Origin of the sequence: Bradyrhizobium lablabi, assembly GCF_018129385.1 — a bacterium.
Lineage (GTDB): Bacteria > Pseudomonadota > Alphaproteobacteria > Rhizobiales > Xanthobacteraceae > Bradyrhizobium > Bradyrhizobium lablabi_C.
Genome location: NZ_JAFCLN010000018.1, coordinates 18,624 through 43,267 on the forward strand (window position 1 = coordinate 18,624; position 24,644 = coordinate 43,267).

A 24,644-nucleotide genomic window follows, 5' to 3' on the forward strand; every position below is an offset into this window, starting at 1 on the left:
ACCCCCGAGATCAGACGCCAATCTTCGGCACGCGATGCCTGTCGAGGCCGATCGCGATATTCTTCTGCTCCATGTAGATCTCGAAGGCATAGTCGCCGCCGTCGCGGCCGATGCCGCTGGCCTTCACGCCGCCGAACGGCGTCGGCAGATGCCGGACGTTCTCCGAGTTGACCCAGACCATGCCGGCGTCTACGCCCTGGGCAATTCGGTGGGCGCGGCCGACATCGCCCGTCCACAGATAGGCGGCCAGCCCGTACCGGACGTCGTTGGCGATGCGCAATGCATCGGCTTCATCGTCGAACGGGATCGCGGTCAGCACGGGGCCGAAAATCTCTTCCTGTGCGATGCGCATCGACGTGGCAGCGCCGGTGAACAGTGTCGGGCAAACGAAATTGCCCTTGCCGTCGAGAGCACGATTGCCACCGGTTGCGACTTCGGCGCCGTCGGCTTTCGCATGAGCGGTGTAGCTCAGCACCTTTTCAACATGCCGCTTGTGAATCAGCGGGCCAAGCTCGGTCGCGGGATCCAGCGGATGTCCGACGGCGATCTTCTCCACCCTCGCCTTCAGCTTCGCGGTGAACTCGGCGTAGATCGACCGTTGCACGAGGGCGCGGCTCGATGAGGTACAGCGCTGGCCGTTGAGGCTGTAGATCATGAACAATACGGCATCGAGCGCGCGGTCGAGATCGGCATCGTCGAACACGATGACGGGGTTCTTGCCGCCAAGCTCGAAATGCACGCGCTTGAGGGTCATCGCGCCCTGCGCCATGATGTGGCTGCCGGTGATCGACTCGCCAACAAAGGCGATGGCCTTGATGGCGGGATGTTCGGTCAGCGCCTTGCCGGCGGTTTCGCCCAGACCATGCACGAGGTTGACGATGCCCTTGGGAAGGCCGGCGCCCTCGAACACCTCGCTCATGATTTCCGAGAGGATCACGGCGGTCAGCGGACTCCACTCTGCCGGCTTGTGCACGATCGTGCAGCCGGCCGCCAGCGCAGGCGCGATCTTCCAGGTCGACAGCATGAACGGCGTGTTCCAGGGCGTAATGACGCCGACCGGACCGATCGGTTGCCGGATCGTGTAGTTGAGGTGTGTTTCGGTCGGCAGCGACAGGCCGTCGCGCGCCTCGGGCGCCTTGTCGGCATAGAAGCGGAAATTCTCCGCGCCGCGCAGCGCGGCCTTGGCCATGTAGCGTATCGGCTGGCCGCTATCGGTGCTTTCAATGAGGGCAATCTCGTCCGCCCTCGCCTCGATCCTGTCCGCGATCTGGTGCAGCAATGCGCGACGGCGCTCGCCCGGCACGTCCTTCCAGATCCTGAACGCATCCTCGGCGGCGCGGGCGGCAAGATCGATCTCATGCGCGCCGCCCGAAGATATCTGGCACAGCACGGTGTTGTCGCTCGGATCGAAATTCTCAAAGCTCGCATGGCCCACGACGTTCTCGCCCGCGATCCGGTGCGGCACGGCGGCGTTCTTGAAGCGCGCCAGATAATTCTGCGCCTTACGGAGATTCTCGGTCAGTGCGTTGCTGGCGAGAGGCTTGTTCATGGGGTTCCTCCTGGCAATTGGCGTTTCTCAGGCCCATTCATTTAACATGTTAATTATATCTTGGAAGCCTCTTTTTGTATAGGTGCCATTACGCCGCCAGCGTTCCGTCGGAATAGGCGATTTTGCCTCCGACCACGGTCAGCCGGCTTCGGGTTTCAGCGAGTTCGGCGGGATCGACCATGAGAATGTCGCGATCGAGCACGGCAATATCCGCGAGCATGCCTGCCTGCAATTGGCCGCGCCGCAGTTCGTGCCCCATCGCAAACGCCCCGCCCTGCGTATAGGCTGCGAGCGCCTCGCGCACCGGCAGGCCTTCCTCCGGATTGAGCACAAGCCCGGCCGACGTGGTCCGATTGATCGCTGCCGCAATCGCCGGATAGGGCGACAGAGGCCCGATCGGATGATCGGAACTGCCGGCGATGGTCACGCCGGCCCGCTTCACGCTGCGGCCGGGATAAAGCCGCTGCGCGCGATCGGGACCGATGGCTGAGGCGAACGAGTTTCCAAGCCGGTGCAGGAAGCCGTATTGCGGAACGACAATGGCGCCGAGGCGGTGTACCCGCGCGAGTGCATCGCGGCCGGGCACCGCAAAATGTTCGAGGCGATGGCGCTCGGGCGATGGAGCTGCCTCGGCAGCCGCCTCCAGGCAATCCAGCCAGTGTGCGATGGCGCGATCGCCGATCACATGCGCGGCAAGTTGCCAGCCGAGCACATGGGCCTCGACCGCCTTGGCGCGCAAATCAGCCGCCTCCTCCATCAGGAAACCCTTGGTGTCGCGGTCGGCATAAGGTTCGCTGAACGCCGCCGTGCGCGCACCGATGATGCCGTCGACGAAGAATTTCAGCGTGCGCACCTGCCAATGATCGTCATGGCCGGTCGGGCGAAGGTTCAGCCGGCGCGCCTCGGCGGGATCGATGCGCAGCATGAATCCCATGCGCAGCGGCAGGCCGCCCGCATCCTTCAGCGCCTGCCAGATATTCCACTCGACGCCAAAACCGTTGTTGAAGCCGACGGCCGCTTCGACCGCCGCAACAATGCCGAGGCTCAGACACTCGGCGGCGACCTTGCGAATGGCCTCGATGGTTTGCGCCGGCGACGGCGGCGGGATCAGGGCCGCGACGATGTCGGCAGCGTTCTCGGTGAGAACGCCGGTCAGCTCGCCATGCGCCCGCTCGATCGTGCCGCCGGGTGGATCCGGCGTATTGATATCGAACCCGGCCAGCGCAAGCGCTGCGGAATTGGCGACGGACAGATGGCCGCCCGTGCGCCGCAGCAGCACGGGATTCCCCTGCGAGACAGCATCGAGTTCGGTGCGCGTCGGATGCCGCCGTTCAGCGAGGAACTGTTCGCTGTAATCGGCGGACATCACCCATTGGCCGGGCGCTGTGGCCGCACACGCGGATCGCACGCATTCCAGCAGCGCAGGAATCGATGCCGTCGCCGGACCGAGCCCGAGGTTGAGCAGCTCCTGCGCGCGCATAAAGAGATGAAGATGCGCGTCTGTCAGTCCGGCAACGGTCCGGCTGCCGTGCAGGTCGATCGCTTTGCCGGCGCGCGGCGCATCGCGCGCCTCGCCGATCCAGGCGATGCGATCGCCCTCGATCAGGATGCTGTCGCGCGGCGCGCCGTCCAGGGCAGGATCGATCTTCCCGCCCCGCAACAACAGCGTTGCCGTGCTGGCGCCTTTTTGTTTTGACGCGTTTTCTTCACGCGAACCGGTACCCACTTCGCTCGAAAACGCTTTAGACGCCATCCTTCACCACGGCGATCATGTCGATCTCGATCTTCAGGCCGGTGCGCGCCAGATGCGCCACGCCGACGGTGGTGCGCGACGGCGGGTCCTTCGGGAAGAACTCGCGGAACACTTCGTTCATCGCGCCGAATTCGTTGAGCATGTCGGTCATATGGATGGTCATCTTCAGCGCCGTGTCCATCGATGCGCCGCCGGCCTCCGCCAGCGCCTTGACGTTCTCCAGCGCAATGCGGGTCTGCGCCTTGATGTCCGGCGGAAATTCGCGCGTCACCGGATCGGAGCCGGTCTGACCCGAGATGAACAGCAGCTTGTCCCAGCGGATCGCCGGCGAATAGGGAATGCCGGGGCGCAGGCCCGTGGGCGGAACGACGACGGTACGTGCCATGATGGTTTCCTTCCGTTTGGCGTGAATTATGCGTCGCGATAGCGGTCCCCGGCGCCGAGATAAGCGGCAAGCACCCGCGGATCCTGGCGCAATTCGTCGGCCGCGCCGGAGGCGACGACGTTGCCGACTTCCAGCACAAAGCCGCGATCGGCGACCGAGAAGGCGAGATGCGCGTTCTGCTCCACGATGATTGCCGTCATGCCGTCGGCTTTGAGCCGGGCAATCGCTTCGAAAATCTCTTCGGTGATCCGCGGCGCAAGCCCGGTCGAGGGCTCGTCGAGCATCAGCAGTTGCGGCTCCGCCATCAGCGCGCGGCCGACCGCCACCATCTGCTGCTCGCCGCCGGACAGCGTGCCGGCCAACTGCCGCCGCCGTTCCTTCAATTTCGGCAGCAGCGCGTAAATGCGTTCGAGCCCGGCGTCGAGTATTGCCCGTCCTTCCCTGCGGCGCAGGAAGGCGCCAAGCCGCAGATGGTCTTCGACCGACAATTGCGGAAACAGCTCGCGCCGTTCCGGAACGATGACGATGCCGCGCGCTACACGCGTCTCCGGCTTCAGTGTTCCCAGGTCTTCCCCCTTGAAGGACACCGTGCCCGACTTCTGGCGCAGCACACCCATCAGGCTGTTGAGCAGCGTGGTCTTGCCGGCCCCGTTGGGACCGATGAAGGTGATGAACTCGCCGCGCGCGACATCGAAGGAGATCGCATCGAGCGCCACGGCCTCGCCGTAGCCGACGGTCAGGGCGGATACCTCAAGCAGCTTTGTCACGGGCGCCCCCGAGATAAGCCGAAATCACGGCCGGATTGGCCTGGACATCCTTGGGCGCGCCTTCCGCGATGACGCGGCCGCGGTCGAGCACGACGAGCCGTTCCACGCAACCCATGACGAGCTCCATATCGTGCTCGACAAGCAGGATGGTGACGTGCTCGGCATTGAGCTGGCGCAGGATCTTGACCAGCAGGAGCTTCTCCTGAAAGCGCAAGCCGGCAGCCGGCTCGTCAAGCAGCAGGATCTGCGGATCGGCCAGCAGCGCGCGGGCGATCTCGACGATGCGCTGCTTGCCGAGTGGCAGGCTGCCGGCGGCAAGCTCGGCTTCGGCCTCGAGCCCGACGCGGCGCAGCACGGCGCGCGCACTCGCCAGCACGCGCGCATTCTCGGCGTCATCGAGCGCGAGAAGACCGCGCATGAAGCCGGAAGAGGTGCGCCAGTAGGCGCCGAGCGCGACGTTGTCGATCACGGACAGCGTGGGCACCAGCTGGACATGCTGGAACGTGCGCGCCATGCCCTCGCGCACGATCGAATGGCTGTCCGGCATCTTGCCGCCGAACAGGGTCACCGTGCCACTGCTCTGGCGCAGCAGGCCGGAGATGATCGCAAACAGCGTGGTCTTGCCGGCGCCGTTGGGACCGATCAGACCGACGAATTCGCCGCGCTTGAGCTGCATATTGACGTCGGCAAGCGCCTGTAGTCCGCCGAAATTGATGCCGATGCCCTTCAGTTCAAGCAGGGACTCCGCGCGATCGGCCGGCAATGTACGCGCCGACAGCGGCGTGCCGTCGCTGCGGCGAGGCTTCGCCTTCGGCAGCAGCCTTTCGAGCGCGGGCGAGAGGCCTTGCGGCCATTTCAGCAGCATCACGACAAGGATGACGCCGAACACGATGACCTCGAGATTTCCCGTTGCGCCCCAGCGCGCGAGCAGATCCTGCAACGCCCACTGCGCGCTCTCCAGGGTCAGCGCGCCGACCACGCCGCCGATGGCGCTGGACGGACCGCCGACGACGGCCATGATGAGCAGCTTGAAGGAGGTCAGGAGCGCAAACGGCGACGGACTGACGAAGCGTAGCAAATGCACGTAGAGCCCGCCCGCCAGCGCCGCCAGCACGGCGGAGAACACGAATACCTTGATGCGCAGCACGGTGGTGTCGATACCGAAGCTGCGCGCCATGCCGTCATGCGATTCCAGTGTCGCGATCGCCCGGCCAATGCGCGAGTTGCGCAGGCGTGAAAGGCCGAGCACGGCGAGCAGCACGACGATCCAGATCAGTTGGGTATAGAGGCGATCATCGGTCAGCGCATAGCCGAACAATCCGAGCGGCGGAATCTTGTCGAGGCCGGAGGCGCCACCGGTGACGTCATGCCAGGCGGTGAAGCTGCTCGCGAGTGCAATGCCATAGGCGAGCGTTGCCAGCGGCAAATAATGACCGCGCAGACGCAACGTGATGTAGCCGATCAGAGCGGCGACCAGCGCAGTTGCGGCGATGCTGAAGATCAGAGTGAAGAAGCTGTCGATGCCATAGGCGCGCGCCACCAGCGCCGAGCCGTAGGCACCGAGACCCATGAAAGCGGCCTGGCCGAGCGATATCTGGCCGGCCTGTAGCAACAGCACGAGGCCGATCGCGGCCAGCGCATAGATGCCGGCATAGGCGAAGATGCCGACATGGAACGGCGGCAACAGCCACGGTGCGACGAGGAAGATGAGGCTCGCCGTAAGGGCAAGCAGCGTTCTGCGCGGCACGGCTACCTCGTTTCCACGCGTTGCCGGGCATTGCGCCAGAGCAGGATCGGGATAAGCAGGCTGAACACCAGCACGTCGCGGTAAGCACTCGCGAGGTAGGCGGAGGTCGATTCGAGACCGCCGACGATCATCACGCCGGCGAGCGACAACGGATAATCGGCAAGCCCGCCCATGGCGGCGCCGACAAATCCCTTCAGGCCGACCATGAAGCCCATTTCGTAGTTGGCGGTGATCAGCGGCGCGAGCAGCATGCCGCTGAGCGCGCTGAAGGCGGCCGCGAGCAGGAAGGCCAATCCGCCGGCAAGGTTGACCGGAATGCCGCAGAACTGCGCGCCAAGCCGGTTCATGGCGGAGGCCTGCAGCGCCTTGCCGATCAGCGTGTGCTCCGAGAAGAGATAGAGCCCGCCCATCGACAGCAGCGCGACAACCATGATGGCAATGGCCTGGTAGGGAATGAACACGGGACCGGCCATCAGGCCACCGGCGGCGATCGGCTCGACCGGATAGGGACTGGCGCCCCAGATCAGCAGGCCAAGCCCCTGCACCGCCATCGACACGCCGACGGAGATGATGACGAAGACGATGGTGCTGGCGTCGGGAATGGGATGCACGGTGAAACGATAGATCAGGACGCCAAGGGGGGCGACCAACAACAGCGCGACCGCCATCATGGCGATCACCGGGAAGTGCAACGAAAGCGCCATACGGGTGATCAGGGCAGCCGCGATCGCAACCGCGATCAGGCCCGTCGCGAACAAAAGCGCGCCGCGCCAGTCGCGCCGCCAGCGGCCGGCGTCAAGCAGAATGCAGAGCGCAAGTCCGCCGATCAGGAGATACAGCGTGCCCGGCATCCGTCCCTGCAGGAGGTCGGCAAGAGTCAGCGCGCCCAGCATGACGTACTCGCCTTGTGCGATGTTCACCACCCGCGTGACGGTGAACACCAGCACAAGGCTGAGCGCCAGCAGTGCATAGATCAGGCCGTTGGTCAGACCATCGACCAGCAGAAAGAGAGCGGTATCGATCATGCCCTATTTGGCATTGTAGAGGCGGAATTCGCCGTTCTTGACCACTGAGATGAAGGTCGAGCGCTGGTCAAGACCAAGATGGTCGGTCGGCGAATAATTGAAGATGCCGCCCACCGCCACGAACTCCTTGACCCCTTCCAGCTTGTCGCGCAGCGCGGCGCGAAAAGCTTCGAGATTGTCGGGCTTGGCACCCGCCTTGACGGCGTTCGATGCGGCCAGGATCGCGATATTGCCGGCGTCCCATGACTGGCCCGGGAAGATATCGACCTTCGGCACGTTGAACCGCTTTTCATAGAGCGCGGCGAATTTGGTGATGACGGGCTTCAATGGATTGCTGTCGGGCAATTCGCCGTAGACCAGCACCGGCGTCGTGCCGAGCAGCGCGCCTTCGACGTCGGCCTTGCCGATCGAGATGAACGCATTGTTGGCGGACCCGCCGGAGTGATAGATCGGACCGGTATAGCCGACGCGCTTCAGCGCCTGGTGAACCAGCGCCGAGGACGGCGGGATGGCGTGGATGTAGACGGCGCCTGGGCTGGCCTGCCGTACCTTGAGCGCCTGCGGGGTGAAATTGGTGTCGGTGCGCGAGAAGCGTTCGGCGGCGACGATCTCAACGCCCTTGGCCTTGGCGACGGCCTGTAGCGCGACCCAGCCGCCCTCGCCAAACGAGTCTTCAAGTCCGAGGAACGCGATCTTCTTGAGGCCGCGCTTGACCATGTCGTCAACGAGCACCTGTATCTGAAGCTGGTCCGTGCTCGGCGTCTTGAAGATCCAGTAGCGGTCCTTGACCGGTTCGATCACGCTCTGTCCGAGCGCAAGCGAGATGTTCGGCACCTTGGCCTGGGTCACGGTTTCAAGAATGGCCATGGAGGTCGGCGTCGTCGTGCAGCAGATCACGACATGGACGTTGTCCTCGGTGATCAGCTTGCGGACATTGTTGACCGCTTTGGTCGGATCCGAAGCGTCGTCATAGGTGATGAATTTCACCGTGAAGGGCAGGCTCGTATCGGAGGCGATTTGCTCCTGTAGCAACTCCAGCGCGTTCTTCTCGGGCAAACCGAGCGCCGATGCAGGCCCGGTCATGGCGACGACCGAGCCGATGCGCAGCTCCGGCTTGTCGGCGGCGCCGGCAGCGAGCGCCGACATCAGCCATGCGGCGCAAGCGGCCGCGACGGAGATTTTCTTCATGATCCCTTCCCCTTCTGTTTAATCGACTACGTAGCTCGGCACCGGCGCCAGCAGCGGCGGCTTGGTCGCCTGCATCGCCGCGCCGTCGAAAGTTTCCACCGCCATCGATTCTTCGAACCAGCGGCGCGGCGGCGGCGCACCCCAGAAGGTCTGGCGTACCGGATTATTCAGGCTCCAGCGGATCGGCTCCGCCGACATGTCGCCGGTCAGGTAATCGCCGGTGTAAAGCTCGAAGCGGTTGCCATCGGGATCGCGGACATAGACGAACAGCGCGTTGGAGATGCCGTGGCGCGCCGGTCCGCGCTCGATGCTGTCGGCGTAACCGGCGCCGGCGAGCATGTCGCAGGCGCGGATGATGCCCATTGGCTCCGGCAGCGAGATGCCCAGGTGATGGGCGGCCGGTCCCGCGCCGGTCATCACGGCGATGTCGTGCACGGTTGCCTTGCGATAGAGCCAGCTTGCCCAAATGCGCGTATCCGGCGGCTCGGACTCGGTATATTCGGCGCAGCCGAAGCCGAGCTCGCCGGTGTACCATTCGTAGCCGGCCTGGGCGTCGGGAGTCAGCACGTTGGCGTGGTCGATGCGCGTTGGCGAGGCGCCCTTGTGCAAATGGTAGCTCTGCACCATCCAGGGAACGCTGGCCATCTCGGCGTAGTAGTCGATGACAAAGCCGAGCGGATCCTGCATGCGCAGGGTGCGTCCCTGCCCCAACACGTCATTGCCGGCCCAGCGCACGGGAAGGCCGAGCTCCTCGAAACGGGCCTTCATGCGGTCGAGATCGGCATCGCTGGAAACACGAAAGCCGATGGTGCCGACCCCGGCGCTGTCGGCCTTGCGCAGCACGAAAGTGTGGTGCTGCCGGTCCTCGGTGCAGCGCAAATAGACCCGGTTCTCGTCCCGAGCGGTCTCGTGCATGCCGATCAGGTTGACGTAGAAGTCCCGCGCCCTCTCGAGGTCGGTGGTCCGGAACTCGACGTGTCCGAGCTTCTGGATATTGGCAATGTCCTTGATCCGACCGCCGCTCATGGCCGTCTCCCTGTTTCCTGAAGTTCCCGGGAGGTTACCCGCCCTGCGGACGGCGTCTGTATCGCCCGCTACCAAGAGCGCCAGATTCCCGGGGCAGGCCCCCGTCAGCGGGGTGCATAGAGAACCGCCTTGATCTCGATCACGAGACCGGGGCGGGCCAGTCCGGCGATCTCCAGGATGGTCCAGGTCGGAAAGGGCTCGCGGATGTAGCCACTCTTGATTTCGACGAAGCGCGCGAGGTGACGCTGCAAGCCGACGTGATAGCTGACCAGCTCGACGATGTCGTCGAGCGAGGCGCCCGCCTCCTCGATCACGATCTTCAGACGGTCGAAGGCGTTGACGATCTGCCCCTCGTCATCCTCCGGCATCGAGCCGTCCGGGTTCAATCCGATCTGGCCGGCGACATAGATGAAGTCACCGGCGCGCACCGCGGGCGAATAGCCGAACTTCTTGAAGATGGTTGATCCGTCCTTGGTCGCGAAGATCGGATTGGCGGACTGGATGGCTTGTTTTTTCATTTTCATTGTTCCTGTGGTTAGACGCGCGCCGCCGGCGGCAGCGGAAGATCAAGCAGCAGCTTGCCGTAGATTTCGCCGATGGCTTCCGGCTGTAGCAGCATATGCGTGCTCATGGCATGAACGTCGCGGAACAGCCGCTCGATGCGGGTGCCGGTCGGCAGCACGGAGCTGCCGAGCCCGGCGAACAGCCGCTGCGCGGTCTGTAGCGCAAGGCGTGAAGCGATCGCAATGCGGGTGCGCATCGCCGCGCGTTCGAGCAGGCTGACGCTGCCGCTGCGTTCGGCCTCACGCACGATGAGGTCGGCATCGTCGAGCAAGGCGCGGCGCAGGATCGCGAGCGTGGCCTCTCCCGTCGCCGCCTCGATCTGCGCAACGCGATCGTCGACCAGCACCCTTTGTGCCGCAGGGCTGACCTTCTTCTTCACGATCGCACGAAACTCCTCGGCGACGGCGGAGGCCACGCCCAGGGTCGGAGCGAGCGTCGACATCGCATTGATGGCGTTGAGCGGCGCGTCGCTGATCGGGCCATGATGCGGACAGGTCGGATCGCGGCCACCCTCCTGCAACACCTGCCAGTTCATCCAGCGATGCGCGGGCACGAAGGTCTTGGTCAGCGAGATATCCTTGCTGCCGGTGCCGCGCATCCCGAGCACGTTCCAGCTCTGATGATCGACGGCGAATTCCTTCGTCGGCACCAGTACGACATGCATCACGGCATGGCCATCGACCGGCACCGGCACCAGCAGCCCCGCCCAGGTGGCGGCATCGATCCCGGATGCGTAGCGCCAGCGTCCGCTCAGCAGCATGCCATCAGCGACATGCTCGACCTCGATGTCCGAGCCGACGCCGCCGGTCAGCAAGGACACGATGGTCGGCTTTCCGGAAAGGAAGACGTCGCGCTGCGCCTCGTCCGAGAATTTTCCGATCATCACCACGTTTGCGCTCGACAGGCCGAGGATCCAGGCGGTCGACGAGCAGCCGCGGGCGATGGCATAAGTCGCTTCCCAGGCCGCGCGCGGCTCGAGGCCGAGCCCGCCATAGCGGCTCGGCTGCGTGATGCGGAACAGTCCTTCATCGACCAGCCGCCCGGTGACGTCGGGCGGCAGGGAGCGCCGCTGCTCGATCTCGGCGGCCTTGCCGCGCAGCCATTCCCCGGTGCGTTCGGCGCGCGCGAGGACCGCGGCAACCGGATCGGCAGCCTCTTCACGCTCGGCCTGAACCGGCGCCATTGACGACATGGGGACCTCCGGGGGAAGTTGATGAAAATGACGCTAGATCACCGTCCTGTCGCAGCGCTGTATCGCCCTATACGAGTTTGACGGACTTTTCGCGTTACAGAGCCGGATGCTCATGAGCCGCACGTCGAAGAGAAAGCTCGGTACATGGCGGATCGACCGCGAGCTGGTCGAGATGCTCACCGGCCATGCCGCCTATGGGCGGCGCCGGAAGTTCAGGAAGAACGCGGTGCTGTACGAGCAGGGCGAGATCTCGAGCTGCTTCTATTTCGTGCTGAAGGGCCTGGTGCAGATCTCGATCTTCCGCGTCGACGGCGCGGAGGTCGTGCTCGAGCTGATGGGCCCCAACACGATCTGCGGCGAAGGCGCGGCGTTCGATGGTCTGCCGCGGTTTTCGAGCGCGGTTGCGGTCGAGGACACCGAAACCATCGAGTTCGATTCGACGCGGCTCGGCGCTGCCTTCCGCGATCATCCCGAATTTGCCAGCTCGCTGCTGCGCATTACCAGCCTCAAGCAGCGCGTGCTTGCGATACGCCTGAAGCACCTGACGTCGCGCGAGCCGCAGGAGCGCATCATGGAATTGCTGACGCGGCTGGAAGAAATGTTCGCGATCGAGCATCCCAAGGGACGCCTGCTGGTGACCCAGCTCACCCACGAGCAGATCGCGGCCATGACGGGAACCTCGCGCGTGACCGTGACGCGGACGCTCCAGCGGCTCCGCGAGCAGGGCCGGATCGCGATCCTGGAAGGACACATCCTGCTGCTGGGGAAACGCCCGGCGCGTTAGACCCGCGGGAGCAGTCAGGCCAGCCGGCTGTAGCGGCCCTCATGATAGACCAGCGGCCGCTCGGCGGCTTCCGGCGCCAGGATATCCCTGACGCGGCCGACGATGATGCGGTGATCGCCGCCGGGGTAGACGCTATCCACCTCGCAGAACAAGGCGCCGTTGCTGTCGGGAATGGCAAGCCAGCCGCCGTGGCGGCGGCAGCGCGCGGCATCCCAGCCCTCGCCCTTGTTCGTGTCCTTGCCTGCGAAATGACCCGACACATCCTGTTGCGCGGCGGTGAGGATATTGACGGAGAACAGGCCCTGCTCGATCACGCAAGCGCCGGTGCGGCTGCTGTTGCCGGCGCAGAACAGCAGCAGCGGCGGCTCGAGGCTGAGCGACGTCAGTGAATTGACGGTGGCGCCGACCGGACCCTCGCGCGCTGCCGTGAGGATCACGGCAACGCCGGTCGTGAAGCGGCCCATCATCTGCCGAAACGATGGAGCTGTGTGTGCTGCATTCATGGTCGCCTCCTCCCATGCTGGAGACAGGCTACGGCAGGCGGCGACATGAGGCTGTATCGCCATACACAGGCAATATGAGAATCCGTGGGGCGCGCTACTCTAGTTCGTGAGCGACCCGGCTTGCGGACGCACCAGCTCGTAGCGGCCGCGCTCGCAGCGCACAGCGCCCTCGCGCCGCAATTTCTGCATCGCGCGCGTGACCGTGATCCGCGAGGCGCCGATCAGGCTTGCGATCTGCTGATGGGTCAACACGATCGCCGACGAATCCGGAAAGCTGATCTGCGAGAGCAGCTCGGTGATCCGCACCTCCGGCGAGGCCTGCGCCACCTGCACCAGGCGGCTTGCCAGGGTGCGCTGCTTCAGCGCGATGGTCTGGGCAATCGATGCGGCCAGTTCGACATCGGCGGACATCAGCTTGCAGAACTCGCCGACGGGAACGACCAGCACCTCGCTCGGCTCGAGCGCGCTCGCACTCGAGAAGCGCGGCAGGCCGTCGAAGGCGGCGCCTTCGCCGCAAAGCGCGCCCGTCCCGACGATATCGATCATCAATTCCTGGCCGCCGACACCCAGCATCGTGATCCCGATGCGGCCGGAAACGACGACGTAAACGTTGGTCCCGGTCTCGCCTTGTCGATACAGCGATCCGCCTTTCGGAAACTTGCGACGCGCGAGCGTTGGCGCGACCTCGAACAGACGAACCAGCATCGACGCGGGAACCCGCAGCGTTTCACTCGCCTCTGCCCGCCTGCCCGCTGCCAATGGCGAAGACACGGTGCCGTCAGACATGTTGACCCTCCTGTTGCCTTCAACAAGGTACCCACCGGCGTCCCGTTCGGCTACAGGCATCGCATACCATCGTTGCCGAAGGTGCAAGCGGCGCAGTGCCGATAACGGAGACGCCGCCGGCAATCTCTGCGGGTGTGCCATACATTGTCCGCCCCAGAAATGGCAAAAGGGCCGGATAGCACGCAAAGGGCCATCGGAGAGCGTTCAGCGAACTGGCGTGAAAGTGTCCGTGGTATCACGGCCGCAAGCGGCGCTGCCCATCGTGAGCGATGAGTTGCGCAGGATCAAACGCACTTTGCGATTTCGCGCGAAAATGCTCATGCTTTCGCATCGGGAGAGTTCCGCATGTATGCAATGGTTCTCGCCGCCCCCGGTGCGGCCCTTACGATGCAGGAGCGGCCGGAGCCCGCGCCAGGCGCCGGCGAGGTGCGCGTCAGGGTGAGTGCCTGCGGCGTCTGCCGCACCGATCTGCATGTCGTCGATGGTGAACTGCCCGATATCCGCTATCCGATCGTGCCCGGACACGAAGTCGTCGGCCGGATCGATGCGGTCGGCGCCGGCGTGACCGAGCTAACGCCGGACATGCGGGTCGGTGTGCCCTGGCTGGGCTGGACCTGCGGCCATTGCACGTACTGCGATAGCGGGCAGGAAAATCTCTGCGACCGTCCGCAATTCACCGGCTATACCCGCGACGGCGGCTTTGCCACCCATCTGGTGGCCGACGCCCGCTACTGCTTTCCGCTCGGCGAGGACGGCGATGACGTTTCGCTGGCGCCCCTGCTCTGCGCCGGACTGATCGGCTGGCGCTCGCTGGTGATGGCAGGCGGCGGCAAGCATATCGGCATCTATGGCTTTGGCGCGGCGGGCCACATCGTGGCGCAGGTCGCCCATTGGCAGGGCCGTTCGGTCTACGCCTTCACGCGCAACGGCGACGAAGAGGCGCAGCAGCTTGCGCGCTCGCTCGGCGCAGTCTGGGCCGGCGCATCGGAGGATGCACCGCCGGCCGCGCTCGACGCCGCGATCATCTACGCGCCGGTCGGCGCGCTGGTGCCGTTCGCCTTGCGCGCAGTGCGCAAGGGCGGGCGCGTGATCTGCGCGGGCATTCATATGTCCGACATCCCTGCCTTTCCCTACAGCATTCTCTGGCAGGAGCGGCAGCTTGTCTCGGTCGCCAATCTGACCCGGCAGGATGGTATCGACTTTCTCAAGGTCGCCGCGCAGGCGAACATCACGACACACACCACCGCCTTTCCACTCGAGCGCGCCAATGAGGCACTGGCGCGGTTGCGCGAAGGAAAGCTGGTTGGCGCCGCGGTCCTGCGGCCGTGACGGATCCGGCGAAATCGCCCGCTGCCTCGGCTGCGTCCGGCCAGGACGAGGTCCTGGCGTTTCTCGCGCGAAGCACGGAGCGCATCGATACCCACGCCTCGATCGTGTTTCTCGGCGCCGACCACGCGCTGAAGGTGAAGCGCGCCGTCAAACTGCCGTTCCTCGACTATTCGACGCTGGAGAAGCGCAAGCACGCCTGCGAGGAGGAACTGGCGGTCAATGCTCGCAATGCGCCCAAAATCTATCGCCGCGTCGTAGCCGTCACGCGCGAGGCCAGCGGCCTAGCGCTGGATGGCAAGGGGCCGGTGGTTGAATGGGCGGTGGAAATGGCGCGGTTCGACGAGCGGCGCGCGCTCGACCATCTCGCTGCGGCCCATGCGCTTCCACCCGATGCCGCCGAGGCATTGGCCGAAACAATGCACGCCTCGCATGCCCGCGCACCCGTCGCCGACGGTTCGGCATGGCTGGCCTCGATCGCTGGCATCATCGACCGCAATACCGCGAATTTTCGCAAGCAAGGCGAATTGCCGGCCGGTGACGTCGATCGGCTGCATGAACTCAATCACCGGCACCTGCACGACCTTTTCCCGCTGCTGCAACAGCGCGCCGCGGCTGGCCTGGTCCGCCGCTGTCACGGCGACGCGCATCTTGCCAACATCGTCATGATCGACGACGAGCCCGTTCTCTTCGACGCCATCGAATTCGATCCGGTGATTGCGACGACCGACGTGCTCTATGACCTCGCCTTCCCGATCATGGACTTCCTGCACTTCGGCGAAGAGGGCCCGGCAAACCGCCTGTTCAACGGCTATCTGGAGTCCGGCTGGCGCGAACACGGCGATGCGCTGGCGGTGCTGCCCTTGTTCCTTTCCATCCGCGCCGCGATCCGCGCGCTGGTGGCGTTTACCAAACGCGACCTGTATCCTGAGGATGCCACGTGCCTCGCCGATGCAAAGTCCTACTTCGCTCTGGCGCTGCGTCTTGCGACGCCGGCCAGGCCATCCCTGATCGCGATCGGCGGCCGCTCCGGCACCGGCAAGAGCGTGCTCGCGCGTGCCGTCGCGGCAGGCATCGCGCCGCCGCCCGGCGCGGTGCTGCTGCGCTCCGACCTCATTCGCAAGGAACTTGCCGGCGTCGATCCGCTGACGCGGCTACCAGCGTCCACCTACACGCGCGAGAGCTCGGAGAAAGTCTATGACGAGATGTTCGCGCGCGCCCGCAAGGTGCTGGCGCAGGGATATTCGGCGATCGTGGACGCCGCTTTTCTGATGGAGGCGGAGCGATGTGCGGCGGCCGAGATCGCGAAGGCGGCCGAAGCAGGCTTCTGCGGCCTGTTCCTGACGGCTGCCGCTGACGTCCGCGCGCGGCGCATTGGCTTGCGTCGCAACGATGCATCCGATGCCACCGAGCATGTGGCGCGGCTCCAGGAGGATATCGATACGGGGACGATCGAATGGCCGCTCATCGACGCAGCGGGGACGCCTGAACAGACCCGCTCTCGCGCCACGGCGTTTCTGCCGCGATCCGGCACCTGACGTTCGAGCATCCCGTTCAAAATTCACTCAATGCTGTGGAACATAGAGGCGGGGTGCATCGCCGAGCTGTCCTTGCGCCCCAGCCCCTCCTGCTTCAGCGCGTACAGCGTGCAGGTGTTCGGACAGTACTCGTCGCGCCGAGTCTCCTCGCACACGGTGAAATCGTGAGCGCAGCGCGATGCCGCCCTGCATGTGCCACACACCCGCTGTAGATCGTGCAGCACGTCGGGGTGCTTCCTCGCCAGCGATTCCTCCGTGAGCCCGAACTGCGCCAGGCGACGCTTCAGCAGATCGCCGCTCTCCTTGTTGTTGCAGATCGCAAAGAGCTCCAAGCGCGAAAGACCCAGACCATGCGCGATCTCGTCGACCTGATGGTCGTCCATACGGCGCAGCTCAAACGTCTCGGCGTTAACGGCAGCAAGCCGCTTTACGCGCGCGATCAGGCGGCCAATGACGGAAGTGTTCTGAAGGTTTGACGATACAGCCATGTTGCCCCCATCAGAACCCGCGACGTTTTACTTTTGCAGTTTCGCCGGCAGGAGACACCGTCCGGGTCCGGCGCTCCCCCCAGTACAAAACCGAACCGAAAATCACGAACACGCTGACGATGGCGGCGGAAACAAGCAGGGAATCTACGGGCATCGCGGTCCTCCTTTGAGCTTGGGACCAGCGTGGCATGGAAACCCGCTTCCGTATTTGAGCTGCATCAAGCTCCCACGTTCAGGCTCGAGACCGACCAGATCAACGATGTGCTGCCTTATCTGAAAAGTCTGGAGTAGCGCCCCGCGCTCAAAGCTTTTGCACTGTCCAGGCGATCAGTTCCCGCGCAACATCAGCGAAAGCCGTATCGAAGGCAGCGATGACGCCTGACGGATCGACCCTGTCGACCGTCTGGCTTGCGCTGAACACGCGGGCGGCAACGACCTTGCCTTGCCTGGTCAGGAGCCGCGCCGAGAAGGCGATCTTTGCCGTCGGCGCCGAGCCCGCCTCTACCCGAAATTCACGGATATCGAGCAGGAGCTGGTAGTCCATCTCGACGCCATCGGCGCTTCGCAGCGGCGCATGCGCGATGTCGTAATTCTCAAAGCTCTGGATCAACTTTGCCTGCAACAGCCGCGGGATCGTGTCGGCCCATTGCGCGTTGGCGAACTCCGCCGAGTCATTGGCTGGCGAGAACAGGATGCGCTGCGTGTCGAGCATCACGACCGTCGAGGGCTCCGGGATCACGAGCTGCCCCTGCAACGGCTTACCGGGACTTGCGGGCGCGGGCGCGGCCTGCAAGTTGTAGACGGTCTTCGGCGGCGGCGTGCTGGCGCCGGTCATGCGCTCGAGGCCGCTGACGATGCTGTCGAGCTTGCCGGTGTTGCGCGCCAGCCCGTCCGAGAAGGTCCGGAAGTTCGCGATCATGCCCTGCAACGGCTCGGCGTTTTCGGAGAGGATCGAATCGACGCGGCGCAACGCATCGCGCGCGGCCTGCGTCATGCTCTGACCTGCGCCGGGCTCGGCAATCAGCGTCGGCACGTTGCCGGAAGCAGCAATCTCCTTGCCGCCTTCCAGCGCCACGACCGGCACACCGGTCAGGCCCTGGAAATCGAGCCCGACTTTGGTGTCGGAGCGCACCGGCGTGTCGGCGGCAACCGCGATCGTCGCATTGACGCGGCGCGGATTGTCGGTGGCGAGCTTGAGTCCGGTGACCTCGCCGACGCGGATGCCGTTGAACAGCACGCTGGCGCCGACCAACAGGCCAGGCACCGACCCGTCGAATTGCACATGGTAGGTGCTCCGCGCGCCGATGCCGGTGGAATTGTGCAGCCAGTACACGAAGCCGAACACGGCCGCGATTGCCGCCAGGACGAAGGCGCCGACAACGATGAAGGGGGCTCTGGTTTCCATGTCGATCAATCCGGTTTCTTTTGCAGCATCAGCGAGCGCTTGCCGTGGAAATAGGCCTTCACCCAGGGATGTTCGGAATGCAGCAGGTCGTCCATCGATCCGATGGCCACGATCTTGCCGTCGGCGAGCGCCGCAACGCGGTCGCAGACGGTCTTGAGGCTTGCGAGGTCATGCGTCACCATGAAGACGGTGAGACCGAGCGTCTTCTGGAGCGTCTTGATCAGCACGTCGAAATCGCCGGCCGCGATCGGATCGAGGCCGCTGGTCGGCTCGTCGAGAAAGACGATCGCCGGATCGAGCGCAAGCGCACGCGCCAGCGCAACGCGCTTGACCATGCCGCCCGAGAGTTCGTATGGCAGCTTGTCGCCGTCCTCTGCCGTGAGCCCCACCATTTCGAGCTTGGCGTCGGCGATCTCGTCCATCAGCGATTGCGACAGCGAGAGATTCTCGCGCAGGGGAAACTGCACGTTCTGCCGGGCCGTGAGCGAGGAGAACAGCGCGCCCTGCTGAAACAGGATGCCCCATTTCGGCGCACCGAAATGGCCGTTCAATCCGCCGGCGGCATCCGCATCCCAGCCCATCACCTCGATGCGGCCGCCCATCTTCGGAATCAGCCCGATGATGGTGCGCATCAGCACCGACTTTCCGCCGCCGGAAGCGCCGACCAGACCGAGGATCTCGCCCCGGCGCACATCGAGCGAGAGATGATCGATCACGACCCGGCGGCCGAAGCCGACCACGAGGTCGCTGACACGAATCGCATATTGATCGGTCGGGGCGTCCACGGCTCACATTCCGATCGAGGCGAAGAACACGGCAAACAGGCCGTCGAGCACGATGACGAGGAAGATCGACTTCACCACCGAGGTCGTGGTCTGGCGGCCCAGCGATTCCGCGCTGCCCTTTACTTTAAGCCCTTCGCTACAGGCGATAATGCCGATCACCAGCGCCATGAACGGCGCCTTGATCATGCCGACCTCGAAATGGGTGACCGACACCGCCTCGTGCAGGCGGGCGATGAAGATCGCGGGCGACATACCGCCATAAAGCCAGGCGATCAGACCGCCGCCATAGAGCGCAGCCATCGAACCCAAGAAGGCCAGGATCGGCAAGGCAATCACTAGCGCGACGATGCGCGGAAGAATGAGCACCTCGACCGGATCGAGGCCCATGGTGGAGAGTGCATCGATCTCCTCCCGCATTTTCATCGAGCCGAGTTCCGCCGTGCACGCGCTGCCCGAGCGGCCGGCCACCATGATCGCGACAATCAACACGCCGATCTCGCGCAGCACGAGAATGCCGACCATATCGACGACATAGGATTCGGCACCGAACCTGCGGAAGTGGAAGATGCCCTGCTGGGCTATGATCGCACCGATCAGGAAAGTGATCAGCACCACGATCGGGATGGCCTGCCAGCCGAACCGCCAGGTCTGGTAGACCAGCGAGGTCAGCCGCAGCGAACGCGGGCGGCGCAGCACGCCGAACAGCGCCCAGCTGACAGCGCCCAACATCTGGAGGAGGATGGCGGCTTCGCCGACGGCGCCGAACGCCGATCGCCCTGTCCGTTCCAAAAGTGCGAGCGCGGCGTTGGGTCGAGGCTGCACTCTCCGCTTGCCGCGGTTGACCTTGCGGACATCCTCGATCAGCTCTGCATGGCGCTCATCGACACCTGTGACAACGACCGGCCGGCCCGCCTGCTCCGCTCCGCGCGAAATCTTTTCCAGCAGCCATGCGCCGAGCGTATCGATTTCGCGAACCCCGGCGAGATCGACGCGCAGGCGCTTCGCGCTCGCCAGTTGCGGAGTCACGGCGTTGAACAGGTTTTCCAGCAAATTGGCGTTGACCACCGTCCACGATCCGGTGGGACGGAGTTCAAGCGAGTCGCCGGTTGTGACGGCGTTGAGAAGCGGCGCGGAATTCACTGCCAGGTTCCGGAACGGTTGAAGTTCGATCTTTCTAAAGGCCCACTGCGGTTCCAGCTTGAGCCAAATCAACGCCGCTTCCCGCCGCGCTCATAGAATGTTTGCACCCATCAAGGAGATGAATCGGTGAAATCGACTGAATTCCGCGACGAGCTTTTGGCGCTCAGGGCCGATGCCGCTCGCCTGCTGGGCACCGCCGGCGACGAGATGCTGAAGGCTTCCCGCGAGCGCGCCGATGCCGTTGCCGGGCAGTTGAAATCCGCGCTGGACGAACTCGGGCAAACCCTGAGCCAGGAAGAAAAACAGATCGAACGGCTTGTCGTCGAGCGCCCGGTCATGGCGCTTGCCTGCGCCCTCGCGGTCGGCATCGTCATCGGCGTTGCCTTGAGGAGAATTTGAGATGAACACCGAAAACATCGTAAGAAATCTGCGGCTGCTATGGCGCGCGGACAAGATCATCGCCGAGATGCGGCTGCGGCACATGCTCGTCGGCTTCGGCTTGCTGGCCTTCGCCGCGCTGCTCGCGGCCTTTGCGCTTCTGATGTTCCAGCTTGCCGCCTATTTCGCGCTGGTTGGGGTAGTGAGCGCGATCACCGCAGCCGCCATCCTCGGCGCCGTCAATCTCGCCATCAGCCTCATCCTTGTTCTGGCGGCATCCCGCCGCGCCAGTACCAATCAGGAACTGGGGTTTGCAAACGAGATCCACGACGCCGCAATCGAAGCGCTACAGATCGATGCCAAAGCCGTGCAGGCGCAAGTCGACCGCCTGCTTCACCACCCGCTCGAGGGCGCGCTGCCGCTGATCGTGCCCTTGATCACAGCCGCCATCAGCCATTTGCGCAAGCCGGCAGCGGCCGCCGAATAGATTCGCTTCACCAAAACCAGGGATCTTCCATGCCGAATTCATCGCCAGCCCCTATCTTGAACACGTCGCTGCCGCCGAGCTTTCGCCAGATCCGGATCGAACTGGCGCGCGAGCGGGGACATCCTGAGGGCGCGCACAACATCGCCTATGTCCTGGTCGCACCGCTGGACGATGATGGCCATATCGATCCCGAAACGTGGCGGCAGCATCGCGAGGCCTGCCGCGTGGCGCGGCTGCGGCCCAACGAGGGAACCGTGCACGGCCATCTCGTACATCGCCGCGGCGGCTCGTGGGCCTTCCAGTACGACGCCAACATTCCCGACGAGCCCGGCTATCACTTCAACGAGGAGCGCTTCGTACCCGGGGAATATGTCTCGGTGAACGAGGAAGGGCGGACACACCCGTTCCGCGTGGTAGCGGTCGCCCGGCTCTAGCGATCGAGAAGTGACCGCAGCGAAGGTCCAGCGCGAATGACAACTTTCGTCATTCCCGCGATTTTGCCATAACGCGGACCGGCGATGCCGAGCTTGCCGGCAAATCCGCCGCAAATATTTTCAAAGACCACCGCGCCGCGCGAGCCCTGTCATGGGCCCGCTCCGGCCACCGCCACAAAGCGTTGGCCTCACACGACTGAAATTGGTGACCCTAATGCGCCAGCATGACCCAGCAAGGCGGGTCGTTGATAATGGTGTTCGTCATGCCGCCCCAGAACCATTCATTCACGGGCGAATGCCGGTAGCCACCCATGACGAGCAGGTCGATGACGTTCTGATCCACATAGGTCGCGAAAACCCTGCCGACGGAGCTACCTTTGATCTCAAGGACATCGAGCTGAGCCTCGATGCCGTGCTCCGCCAGATGCCTTCGCAGAGCCGCGCTGGAACCACGTTGCGCGTCGCTCGCGCGATCTGTCGCCGTGACAATCCGGACCCGCGTCGCTCGCTTGAGTAAAGGAATGGCGTCGCCGACGGCGCGGGCAGCCGGCGCCGTATGGTCCCAGGCAATCGCAATGTCGTCGAAAGTCGCGCTGAGCGTGTCGGCCGTGGTCTCCGGGCACATCAGAATCGGCCGCCCTGTTTCAAACAAAAGCCGTTCGACAAGCTTTTCCGAGAACGAGTCGTTGGACCTGATCGGCACGACCGATAGGTCTTTCAATCGCGCCTCCTCGGCGACCGCGCCGATCATCCCGGCAATGGTCGAACGCTCGAGTCGCTGCTCGTTGCGGACCCCACACTTGGTTGCCGCGGCCTGGAACGCGGTGAGCAAGGTCCGAGCAGTCGGCGCAGTCTGCACGAGCTGGGTTTCGCCCAATACGTCGGCCACGGTTGGCGGCAAGGCGTCTTGCTCGGTCTCCAATGCCAAAGCCGTGATACGGGCGTCCAGCCGGGCCGCCATAGCCACGCTCTTCTCGATCGCGTCCATTGTCGTTCTGGTGGCATCGCCAATCAGCGGCAGTAACAAGTCCCTGATCGCCATGGCTGTGCTCCTCGGGTTTCGGTTTGTGCGCAAGACTCGAGCGCGCCGATAATGTCCTCACGCGCGATCACGCCAATCAGGCGCGCGTCGGCGTCCAGGATCGGCAGGCTCCTGAGGCGATGCTCGATCATCAGTTGAAGAACGCGCGTCAGTTTCGTTTCTCGGCCCACGTAGATGAAATCACGGGTCATGACGCCGGCGACCGTCCGCTGCATCAGATCATCATAGTGTGGCACCATGGATGCGGGGGTGAACTCGAAGCAGGCGAGATAATCGAATTTCGAGACTATGCCGACGACCTGCCCATGATCGACGACCGGAAAGCTGTTGAAGTCGGTTTCCTTGAAGCGCTGACCGAGTTCGCGGATCGACATGGCTGGCGATACCGTGACGATGTCGCAGGTCATGTAATCGGAAACGATCTGTTCGAGAAATTTGTACAAACCAGCCACCAGTCGGATGTCGGGTTGAAAATGCGCCCCGGATGATTTTCCGGACCGCCAGCATTAGACGCCTTGCCGTGCAGCGGCACTTGATCGAGGTCAACAATGGGCGGGACTACGTAATGAACCCTAGGGAGCCGATCGGAATGTCGCGCCGCCATGCGCGACGATAATATTCGGCCACCATTCAGGGGAGAAAAAGCAATGTTGCAAAGGCTAGTCTATGTCGCGGTGGTCGCTACGGCTGTGCTGGTCGGCATTACCGTTGTACTCGGCTACTTCTCCGACATGCAACCGGTCGCCTTTCCCGAGCCGCAATCGGTCTGGCGATTCGAGGCCGCCTTCCTGCTAACCGCCGCGCAATGGATCGCGCTTGCGGTGGTGGGAATTGCTCTCTTCGCGATCGTGGTGCTGCTATGTAGATCGGCCCGTCCTCGTATGCCGTGACGGGGCCCCCACCTGCCAAGGCGTCCCGGGTGGCAATACGCCGCGCCTGCGATGATCGCAACGCGGCGGGTTGCCACGCAGGGCACTACTGCTTCCGGGTGTTGGTAAACAGCTGCGAAGTCGCTTCGACCAGACGCTGGTTGCGCCGGAGGAAGTTCCGGCCTTCCCGGCTGAACACGTCCATTTGGTGCTGGCCGCACTCCTTCAGCGCCGTCCGGATGTTCTCCACGGAATGGGCCTCATTGATCTTGGCGGCAAACTCGGCCGCAAGATGCATCTCGGCGCGAACATCTTCGAGTATCTCGTCGCCGGCGGTGACCATTTCGGTCAGCATGACGCGCTGCACATCGAACAGGAAATGCAGCGCCCGCTTGTTGAGCTCGACGAACATGCCCGGGGTGTCGCTGGCGGGACGATTCGTGCTGGCCTGGATCGAGATGTCTGACATGGCAAACCTCCATTTGCCTCGAAAAGCTAACGCTGGAGCTACCGATGTCCTTGCGCTGCATCAAAAGACGGCTCATCGCGACAGCAACGCACACCGGGCCGCTTGCCCGACGAGATGCTGGGTGACGCCGCCCAGCACCCATTCGCGGAACCGCGAGTGGCCATAGGCACCGGCCACCACGACGCCGGCGCCGGTATCCGCAGCAATGCGGTTGAGCTGTATCACCGCATTGCCAATTCGCTCCGGCACGTGCGCACGCGCCACGATGCCGTGGCGGGAGAGCCAGCCGACGACATCGTCCGCTTGGCGGCGCACCGTCGCCTGGCCGCCCTCTTCCTCGGCAATGCCCGCAACGGTCACTTCCTTTGCCTTGGCGAGGAGTGGCAATGCATCGGCGACCGCGCGCCGCGCTTCCGGACAATCCTTCCAGGCCACCAGCACGCTGCGCAGATCCAGCCATTTCACGGCCGCCGGCACGACCAGTAGCGGCCGTCCCGCCTGTAGCACCAGATCGCTGGGCCCTGCGATCGCAAACGGATCGAGAATCGCGTTACCGTCGCCGCCGACGATGACGAGATCGGCCGCGCGGGCTTCGCGCGCGACATAGCGCGCCGGCAACTCCAGGGCGGAGCGCCATTCGACATCTCTGGCGCGACCGTGCATCGCTGCGCGAAATTGCCCCTCCAGTTCGACCATGCGCCTGTTGATGGCGCCCTCGCCCTCCTCGATCAGCCGCTGGCTGGCGACGCCGTCGAGGAAATACATCGGCGGGCTGAACATGGCCGCTGCAATGCCGATCATCTTCGCGGAAAACTGTCCGGCGAATTGCCCGGCTACCTCGAGCAGCGCGTCGTTCGGCTGCTCCACCGCCAGGCTGATCATTGCTGTCGCATATGTCATCGTCTTCTCCCGCTTCTGATTCTGAAATGCGGGTAGCGGAGAGAAGGCAATCGCGGGATGAGCTAGATCAAAACGAATGCGCTCCGCCGCCTGCACCGTTCTTGACCTGTATCA

The 24,644-nt window shown here is 64.2% G+C and carries 28 protein-coding genes; 7 read left to right on the forward strand and 21 right to left on the reverse strand.

Annotated features, from left to right (window positions below):
- Window positions 1–10 precede the first annotated feature (10 nt).
- The 10 genes from hpaE to JQ628_RS26830 all read right to left on the reverse strand — a co-directional run bounded on the left by hpaE (window position 11) and on the right by JQ628_RS26830 (window position 11,196).
- Window positions 11–1,549, reverse strand: a complete 1,539-nt coding sequence (gene hpaE, locus JQ628_RS26785; RefSeq protein ID WP_212227158.1) for a 5-carboxymethyl-2-hydroxymuconate semialdehyde dehydrogenase — start codon at window positions 1,547–1,549, stop codon at window positions 11–13.
- 88 nt (window positions 1,550–1,637) lie between these two features.
- Window positions 1,638–3,212 carry an amidohydrolase gene (locus JQ628_RS26790; protein WP_212227160.1) on the reverse strand — a complete coding sequence of 525 codons (1,575 nt, stop codon included), beginning with the start codon at window positions 3,210–3,212 and terminating at the stop codon, window positions 1,638–1,640.
- 79 nt (window positions 3,213–3,291) lie between these two features.
- Window positions 3,292–3,687: a RidA family protein gene (locus tag JQ628_RS26795; RefSeq protein ID WP_212227162.1), complete on the reverse strand. Its 396-nt coding sequence runs from the start codon at window positions 3,685–3,687 to the stop codon at window positions 3,292–3,294.
- 26 nt (window positions 3,688–3,713) lie between these two features.
- Entirely contained in the window at window positions 3,714–4,454 is a 741-nt protein-coding gene (locus JQ628_RS26800) for an ABC transporter ATP-binding protein (RefSeq protein WP_212227176.1), read from the reverse strand.
- A complete protein-coding gene (locus JQ628_RS26805; protein ID WP_212227178.1) occupies window positions 4,438–6,201 on the reverse strand; it encodes a branched-chain amino acid ABC transporter ATP-binding protein/permease in 1,764 nt (587 codons plus the stop codon). The genes JQ628_RS26800 and JQ628_RS26805 overlap by 17 nt, the downstream gene beginning before the upstream one ends.
- 2 nt (window positions 6,202–6,203) lie before the next feature.
- Window positions 6,204–7,226 (reverse strand): branched-chain amino acid ABC transporter permease, encoded by a 1,023-nt coding sequence (locus JQ628_RS26810; protein WP_212227180.1) that lies wholly within the window; start codon window positions 7,224–7,226, stop codon window positions 6,204–6,206.
- Window positions 7,227–7,229: 3 nt separating this feature from the next.
- On the reverse strand, window positions 7,230–8,414 hold the full coding sequence (locus JQ628_RS26815; protein ID WP_212227183.1) for an ABC transporter substrate-binding protein: 1,185 nt from the start codon (window positions 8,412–8,414) through the stop codon (window positions 7,230–7,232).
- Between the two features lie 18 nt (window positions 8,415–8,432).
- Complete coding sequence (gene hpaD, locus JQ628_RS26820) at window positions 8,433–9,440, reverse strand: 3,4-dihydroxyphenylacetate 2,3-dioxygenase (protein ID WP_212227185.1); 1,008 nt, start codon at window positions 9,438–9,440, stop codon at window positions 8,433–8,435.
- Between the two features lie 104 nt (window positions 9,441–9,544).
- On the reverse strand, window positions 9,545–9,958 hold the full coding sequence (locus JQ628_RS26825; RefSeq protein ID WP_212227187.1) for a RidA family protein: 414 nt from the start codon (window positions 9,956–9,958) through the stop codon (window positions 9,545–9,547).
- Window positions 9,959–9,975: 17 nt separating this feature from the next.
- Entirely contained in the window at window positions 9,976–11,196 is a 1,221-nt protein-coding gene (locus JQ628_RS26830) for an acyl-CoA dehydrogenase family protein (RefSeq protein ID WP_212227189.1), read from the reverse strand.
- A 112-nt stretch (window positions 11,197–11,308) separates the two neighbouring features.
- Here JQ628_RS26830 and JQ628_RS26835 point away from each other — a divergent pair, with 112 nt between their 5' ends.
- On the forward strand, window positions 11,309–11,980 hold the full coding sequence (locus tag JQ628_RS26835; protein ID WP_212227191.1) for a Crp/Fnr family transcriptional regulator: 672 nt from the start codon (window positions 11,309–11,311) through the stop codon (window positions 11,978–11,980).
- Between the two features lie 14 nt (window positions 11,981–11,994).
- Here the strand turns inward: JQ628_RS26835 and JQ628_RS26840 are convergent, their stop codons facing one another.
- Together JQ628_RS26840 and JQ628_RS26845 are read right to left on the reverse strand one after the other, a co-directional pair.
- Window positions 11,995–12,483, reverse strand: a complete 489-nt coding sequence (locus tag JQ628_RS26840; RefSeq protein ID WP_212227193.1) for a flavin reductase family protein — start codon at window positions 12,481–12,483, stop codon at window positions 11,995–11,997.
- Between the two features lie 99 nt (window positions 12,484–12,582).
- The gene (locus tag JQ628_RS26845) at window positions 12,583–13,269 is read right to left on the reverse strand and encodes a Crp/Fnr family transcriptional regulator (protein ID WP_212227195.1); all 687 of its coding nucleotides are present in this window, start codon (window positions 13,267–13,269) and stop codon (window positions 12,583–12,585) included.
- A 345-nt stretch (window positions 13,270–13,614) separates the two neighbouring features.
- Between JQ628_RS26845 and JQ628_RS26850 the strand changes: the two genes are divergently transcribed.
- Both JQ628_RS26850 and JQ628_RS26855 read left to right on the forward strand, forming a co-directional pair.
- The gene (locus JQ628_RS26850) at window positions 13,615–14,598 is read left to right on the forward strand and encodes a zinc-dependent alcohol dehydrogenase family protein (RefSeq protein WP_212227197.1); all 984 of its coding nucleotides are present in this window, start codon (window positions 13,615–13,617) and stop codon (window positions 14,596–14,598) included.
- Window positions 14,595–16,133 (forward strand): AAA family ATPase, encoded by a 1,539-nt coding sequence (locus JQ628_RS26855; RefSeq protein WP_212227199.1) that lies wholly within the window; start codon window positions 14,595–14,597, stop codon window positions 16,131–16,133. Before JQ628_RS26850 ends, JQ628_RS26855 begins: the two co-directional genes overlap by 4 nt.
- Window positions 16,134–16,156: 23 nt before the next feature.
- On the opposite strand, the gene JQ628_RS26860 is transcribed toward JQ628_RS26855, so the two are convergent.
- The 5 genes from JQ628_RS26860 to JQ628_RS26880 form a co-directional block, all read right to left on the reverse strand.
- Window positions 16,157–16,621 (reverse strand): hypothetical protein, encoded by a 465-nt coding sequence (locus tag JQ628_RS26860; protein ID WP_212227201.1) that lies wholly within the window; start codon window positions 16,619–16,621, stop codon window positions 16,157–16,159.
- Between the two features lie 10 nt (window positions 16,622–16,631).
- Entirely contained in the window at window positions 16,632–16,775 is a 144-nt protein-coding gene (locus JQ628_RS26865) for a hypothetical protein (protein ID WP_212227203.1), read from the reverse strand.
- A 147-nt stretch (window positions 16,776–16,922) separates the two neighbouring features.
- Window positions 16,923–18,026 (reverse strand): ABC-type transport auxiliary lipoprotein family protein, encoded by a 1,104-nt coding sequence (locus JQ628_RS26870; RefSeq protein WP_212227205.1) that lies wholly within the window; start codon window positions 18,024–18,026, stop codon window positions 16,923–16,925.
- A gap of 5 nt (window positions 18,027–18,031) precedes the next feature.
- On the reverse strand, window positions 18,032–18,811 hold the full coding sequence (locus JQ628_RS26875) for an ABC transporter ATP-binding protein (protein WP_212227207.1): 780 nt from the start codon (window positions 18,809–18,811) through the stop codon (window positions 18,032–18,034).
- A 3-nt stretch (window positions 18,812–18,814) separates the two neighbouring features.
- A complete protein-coding gene (locus JQ628_RS26880; RefSeq protein WP_212227216.1) occupies window positions 18,815–19,951 on the reverse strand; it encodes an ABC transporter permease in 1,137 nt (378 codons plus the stop codon).
- Between the two features lie 126 nt (window positions 19,952–20,077).
- Between JQ628_RS26880 and JQ628_RS26885 the strand changes: the two genes are divergently transcribed.
- Genes JQ628_RS26885 through JQ628_RS26895 form a run of 3 tightly spaced genes read left to right on the forward strand, consistent with a single transcriptional unit; the run spans window position 20,078 to window position 21,250 of the window.
- A complete protein-coding gene (locus JQ628_RS26885) occupies window positions 20,078–20,350 on the forward strand; it encodes a hypothetical protein (RefSeq protein ID WP_212227218.1) in 273 nt (90 codons plus the stop codon).
- A gap of 1 nt (window position 20,351) precedes the next feature.
- Window positions 20,352–20,816: a phage holin family protein gene (locus JQ628_RS26890; RefSeq protein ID WP_212227220.1), complete on the forward strand. Its 465-nt coding sequence runs from the start codon at window positions 20,352–20,354 to the stop codon at window positions 20,814–20,816.
- Between the two features lie 29 nt (window positions 20,817–20,845).
- The gene (locus JQ628_RS26895; RefSeq protein ID WP_212227222.1) at window positions 20,846–21,250 is read left to right on the forward strand and encodes a hypothetical protein; all 405 of its coding nucleotides are present in this window, start codon (window positions 20,846–20,848) and stop codon (window positions 21,248–21,250) included.
- A gap of 211 nt (window positions 21,251–21,461) precedes the next feature.
- Here JQ628_RS26895 and JQ628_RS26900 read toward each other — a convergent pair whose 3' ends face one another.
- Window positions 21,462–22,292 (reverse strand): universal stress protein, encoded by an 831-nt coding sequence (locus JQ628_RS26900; RefSeq protein WP_212227230.1) that lies wholly within the window; start codon window positions 22,290–22,292, stop codon window positions 21,462–21,464.
- Entirely contained in the window at window positions 22,262–22,735 is a 474-nt protein-coding gene (locus tag JQ628_RS26905) for a CBS domain-containing protein (protein ID WP_212227238.1), read from the reverse strand. The genes JQ628_RS26900 and JQ628_RS26905 overlap by 31 nt, the downstream gene beginning before the upstream one ends.
- Before the next feature lie 204 nt (window positions 22,736–22,939).
- On the opposite strand from JQ628_RS26905, the gene JQ628_RS26910 reads away from it, so the two are divergent.
- Window positions 22,940–23,182, forward strand: a complete 243-nt coding sequence (locus JQ628_RS26910; RefSeq protein ID WP_212227240.1) for a hypothetical protein — start codon at window positions 22,940–22,942, stop codon at window positions 23,180–23,182.
- A gap of 85 nt (window positions 23,183–23,267) precedes the next feature.
- Here JQ628_RS26910 and JQ628_RS26915 read toward each other — a convergent pair whose 3' ends face one another.
- Both JQ628_RS26915 and JQ628_RS26920 read right to left on the reverse strand, forming a co-directional pair.
- Window positions 23,268–23,630, reverse strand: coding sequence for a hypothetical protein (locus tag JQ628_RS26915; protein WP_212227243.1), 363 nt, complete (start codon window positions 23,628–23,630; stop codon window positions 23,268–23,270).
- A 72-nt stretch (window positions 23,631–23,702) separates the two neighbouring features.
- A complete protein-coding gene (locus JQ628_RS26920) occupies window positions 23,703–24,530 on the reverse strand; it encodes a universal stress protein (protein WP_212227245.1) in 828 nt (275 codons plus the stop codon).
- Between the last annotated feature and the right edge of the window lie 114 nt (window positions 24,531–24,644).

Bases quoted from the DNA above. Each gene is read 5' to 3' on its own strand.
- hpaE (WP_212227158.1), bottom strand. From the start codon at position 1,549: ATGAACAAGCCTCTCGCCAGCAACGCACTGACCGAGAATCTCCGTAAG.
- JQ628_RS26795 (WP_212227162.1), bottom strand. From the start codon at position 3,687: ATGGCACGTACCGTCGTCGTTCCGCCCACGGGCCTGCGCCCCGGCATT.
- JQ628_RS26810 (WP_212227180.1), bottom strand. From the start codon at position 7,226: ATGATCGATACCGCTCTCTTTCTGCTGGTCGATGGTCTGACCAACGGC.
- JQ628_RS26815 (WP_212227183.1), bottom strand. From the start codon at position 8,414: ATGAAGAAAATCTCCGTCGCGGCCGCTTGCGCCGCATGGCTGATGTCG.
- hpaD (WP_212227185.1), bottom strand. From the start codon at position 9,440: ATGAGCGGCGGTCGGATCAAGGACATTGCCAATATCCAGAAGCTCGGA.
- JQ628_RS26825 (WP_212227187.1), bottom strand. From the start codon at position 9,958: ATGAAAAAACAAGCCATCCAGTCCGCCAATCCGATCTTCGCGACCAAG.
- JQ628_RS26830 (WP_212227189.1), bottom strand. From the start codon at position 11,196: ATGTCGTCAATGGCGCCGGTTCAGGCCGAGCGTGAAGAGGCTGCCGAT.
- JQ628_RS26835 (WP_212227191.1), top strand. From the start codon at position 11,309: ATGAGCCGCACGTCGAAGAGAAAGCTCGGTACATGGCGGATCGACCGC.
- JQ628_RS26840 (WP_212227193.1), bottom strand. From the start codon at position 12,483: ATGAATGCAGCACACACAGCTCCATCGTTTCGGCAGATGATGGGCCGC.
- JQ628_RS26845 (WP_212227195.1), bottom strand. From the start codon at position 13,269: ATGTCTGACGGCACCGTGTCTTCGCCATTGGCAGCGGGCAGGCGGGCA.
- JQ628_RS26850 (WP_212227197.1), top strand. From the start codon at position 13,615: ATGTATGCAATGGTTCTCGCCGCCCCCGGTGCGGCCCTTACGATGCAG.
- JQ628_RS26860 (WP_212227201.1), bottom strand. From the start codon at position 16,621: ATGGCTGTATCGTCAAACCTTCAGAACACTTCCGTCATTGGCCGCCTG.
- JQ628_RS26865 (WP_212227203.1), bottom strand. From the start codon at position 16,775: ATGCCCGTAGATTCCCTGCTTGTTTCCGCCGCCATCGTCAGCGTGTTC.
- JQ628_RS26870 (WP_212227205.1), bottom strand. From the start codon at position 18,026: ATGGAAACCAGAGCCCCCTTCATCGTTGTCGGCGCCTTCGTCCTGGCG.
- JQ628_RS26890 (WP_212227220.1), top strand. From the start codon at position 20,352: ATGAACACCGAAAACATCGTAAGAAATCTGCGGCTGCTATGGCGCGCG.
- JQ628_RS26895 (WP_212227222.1), top strand. From the start codon at position 20,846: ATGCCGAATTCATCGCCAGCCCCTATCTTGAACACGTCGCTGCCGCCG.
- JQ628_RS26900 (WP_212227230.1), bottom strand. From the start codon at position 22,292: ATGGCGATCAGGGACTTGTTACTGCCGCTGATTGGCGATGCCACCAGA.
- JQ628_RS26910 (WP_212227240.1), top strand. From the start codon at position 22,940: ATGTTGCAAAGGCTAGTCTATGTCGCGGTGGTCGCTACGGCTGTGCTG.
- JQ628_RS26915 (WP_212227243.1), bottom strand. From the start codon at position 23,630: ATGTCAGACATCTCGATCCAGGCCAGCACGAATCGTCCCGCCAGCGAC.
- JQ628_RS26920 (WP_212227245.1), bottom strand. From the start codon at position 24,530: ATGACATATGCGACAGCAATGATCAGCCTGGCGGTGGAGCAGCCGAAC.